The 2,889-nt window shown below is 66.0% G+C and carries 5 protein-coding genes; 3 read left to right on the top strand and 2 right to left on the bottom strand.

Translation table 11 applies throughout. The annotated features are described in order from the left end of the window. The 3 genes from ENZ74_RS27580 to ENZ74_RS27570 all read left to right on the top strand — a co-directional run. Window positions 1-809 (top strand): MltA domain-containing protein (locus ENZ74_RS27580; protein ID WP_127313137.1); only part of this gene is annotated, 809 nt, incomplete at its 5' end. Then, window positions 806-1,336 (top strand): Smr/MutS family protein, encoded by a 531-nt coding sequence (locus tag ENZ74_RS27575; protein WP_024502221.1) that lies wholly within the window; start codon window positions 806-808, stop codon window positions 1,334-1,336. The genes ENZ74_RS27580 and ENZ74_RS27575, both read left to right, overlap by 4 nt. Before the next feature lie 10 nt (window positions 1,337-1,346). Next, window positions 1,347-1,715, top strand: a complete 369-nt coding sequence (locus tag ENZ74_RS27570; RefSeq protein ID WP_063169606.1) for a helix-turn-helix transcriptional regulator — start codon at window positions 1,347-1,349, stop codon at window positions 1,713-1,715. A gap of 73 nt (window positions 1,716-1,788) precedes the next feature. Here the strand turns inward: ENZ74_RS27570 and ENZ74_RS27565 are convergent, their stop codons facing one another. Both ENZ74_RS27565 and ENZ74_RS27560 read right to left on the bottom strand, forming a co-directional pair. After that, a complete protein-coding gene (locus ENZ74_RS27565) occupies window positions 1,789-1,956 on the bottom strand; it encodes a hypothetical protein (protein ID WP_245441843.1) in 168 nt (55 codons plus the stop codon). 416 nt (window positions 1,957-2,372) lie between these two features. Then, window positions 2,373-2,889 (bottom strand): transglutaminase-like cysteine peptidase (locus ENZ74_RS27560; RefSeq protein ID WP_127313136.1); only part of this gene is annotated, 517 nt, incomplete at its 5' end.

The raw sequence follows: 2,889 nt of genomic DNA, 5'->3' as shown, positions 1-2,889 counted from the left end.
AACCGCAGGTCGAGACGTCACCGGTGCGCACGGACCGGTTTTCGGTGCCGCTGCTGTCGCGCCCGGCCGATCTCGTCGATATCGATGACGCAAACCGGCCGCCGGGCCTGGACCCCTATCTCGCTTTCGCGCGCCAGACGCCGAACGGGCCGGTCGAATATCATGACCGTGGCGAGATCGAGCGCGGCGCGCTTGATGGCAAGGGCCTGGAAATCGCCTGGTTGGCCGACAAGGTCGATGCCTTCTTCATTCACGTGCAAGGTGCCGCACGCCTCGCCATGACCGACGGCCGGCTTGCCCGCGTCACCTATGCCGCCAAATCCGGCCAGCGCTTCACCGGACCAGGCAAGGTCCTGAGCGAGATTGGCGAGATCCCGCTGGCGGAAGTGACGATGCAATCGATCCGCGCCTGGTTCAAGGCGCATCCGGACCGCGTCGACGAGATCCTGTGGCAGAACCGCTCCTACATTTTCTTCCGCCCGGCCGATGTCGAGGACGTTGCCCTTGGTCCGATCGCCGCCGCCAAGGTGCCGCTGACGCCGGGCCGCTCGATCGCCGTCGACCGCCTGCTGCACACATTCGGCACGCCCTTTTACATCGACGCGCCGACGCTCGCCGCCTTCGACGCAAAACCATTCCGCCGCCTGATGATCGCGCAGGACACTGGCTCCGCCATCACCGGGCCGGCGCGGGGCGACCTGTTCGCCGGTTCGGGCGATGCCGCGGGCGAGATCGCCGGCGTGGTCCGCAATGCCGCGGATTTTTATGCGCTGGTGCCGCGCGCGCTCATTGCGGGTGCGGTCCGATGACCCGGCGCCCGGACAAGCTCAGCGAGGACGACCGGGTTCTGTGGAACCTGGTGGCGCGCACGGCCAAGCCGCTGAAGGGGAAATTTGCCGTGGACATCCCCGAAATTCCTGCCGAGGCCAAGCCAAGCCAGTCGCAGCCCGCCCAGCCCGTCGCCAATGTCGCAGGGACCGCGAAGCCGAAGGCGCAGCATGTCACGCACCGCCTCGACGAACCGACGCTGGACAAATTGTCGAAGGGCCGGCTGCCGATCGAGGGCCGCGTCGATCTGCACGGCATGACGCAGGACGAGGCCTACTCGCTGCTGTTCTCGTTTCTGCACCGGGCGCATGCCGGCGGCGTCCGCTATGTCCTGGTCATCACCGGCAAGGGCTCGTCCTCCGGCGGCGATGGCGTGTTGCGGCGCGCCGTGCCGGCCTGGCTGTCGACGCCTGCCTTCCGGCCGCTCGTCTCCAGCCACGACCATGCCGCCCGCAATCACGGCGGTTCGGGTGCGCTCTATATCCGCCTGCGGCGGGTCCGTTCATGAGGATGGGCGCATGACCCCGTTCGGCGAGAAGCTGCGGACGCTGAGAAGCGAACGTGGTGTCCGCCAGAAGGACATGGCGGCGGCGATCGGCGTCAGCGCCGCCTATCTGTCGGCGCTCGAACATGGCAGGCGAGGCGCCCCGACCTGGACGCTGATCCAGAAGATCATCGGCTATTTCAACATCATCTGGGACGATGCCGAGGAACTGGCGCGGCTGGCCGAGGCCTCGCACCCGCGTGTAAAACTCGACACGTCGGGTCTTTCCCCCGCCGCCACCGAGCTCGCCAATCTGCTGGCGGAAAACATCGAGAAACTCGACGAAACCGAGCTTCGCCGCATCACCGCATCGATCCGCGGGGCGTTGAACCAGCGGCCGTAGCCTGACGGTCCGCGCCGGTACAAGTTCGCCTGCCTCACGAGGACACTGCCCGCCGGCGGGCAAAGTGGTGAGATCATTTCTTGCCGGCGGTGCCGCCATTTCCACCCCGGCCATGATCGCCGTGGTCGTGGCCATTGTTTCCGCCGCCCAGGCAGTCCGACGCCCCGGCATCACCGCAACAGCGGCCGGCCCAGAGGTCGTTGAGGTTGGCTTTGGCACAGCTGGTGGTCTGATCGGCCATGGCGGATCCGGCCATGCTCGACACCGCGATAGCGGCAAGAAGGGTGTTTCGCAGAAAAGCAGTCATCTGAAGTCTCCATGGTTGGTTTCGGTTCACGGCTGTGTGTCGCTGGCCGGAGCGAAATGGTTCACGGAGAAATGCGAATTCTGGCGGAGGGCCCATCGATTTCGTCATCCACGGGCGGAGCGGACGCGCAGACCCGAGGATCCATGCCGCGAGTTGCGAGCGTCGCGACGGGGCAAAAGATCTGGTGATGACGGTATGACGATTGCAGGCGCCTGTTCCTGCGCCGCAGCGTTCTTCATCGGCATCACGGCATGGATCCCGGGGTCTTCGCGACGGAGCTTCGCTCCTGCTCAGCCCTGTGATGACGAAGCGTTGGATGCCGCCCCTAGGGAAGCCGCCGTTGCCGGTGCCTACTGAACCGCGCCGACCAGAACTTGCTGGCCACCGCGGATCGAGACCCAGCGGCCGGTGTTGTCGATCGCCTGCCGCTTGAGGAAGCGGTAGCCGGTCGCGTCCCATGGCTTGACCTTGTCGGTCAGATTGTCGAGCACATAGTCGCCCTCGTCGGTGCGCACCGTCAGCACGGCGTGGCCCTCGCCGTCGGGCTTGCGCACGACGGTGATCAGAAGATCGGCAAGCGAGATGCTCATGCGCGAAAGCTGGCGTCGCTTTTCCAGCACATAGTCCTCGCAATCGCCGACGCCCTTGTCGGGATAGGCCCAGACCTCGTCCTTGCCGTAGATGTCCATGTCGCTCATCGGCTTGACGGCGGCGTTGACCCTGGCGGTGACATTGAGAAGCTTGCGCATCAGCGCGTCGGTCATCGGAGCCGGCGCCAGATTGGCCGGGCGAGTGCTCGATCCGCCCGGATGCAGCTTGCAGAAATCATAGTGGCCGATCGGCTGCGAGGTGAGCCCCCCGGTCGCC

The sequence above is a fragment of the Mesorhizobium sp. M7A.F.Ca.CA.002.15.2.1 genome, from assembly GCF_003998715.1.
Classification (GTDB): Bacteria; Pseudomonadota; Alphaproteobacteria; order Rhizobiales; family Rhizobiaceae; genus Mesorhizobium; species Mesorhizobium ciceri.
Note: the sequence above shows the minus strand (reverse complement) of the source record. Positions and strands in the feature narration are given on the sequence as shown.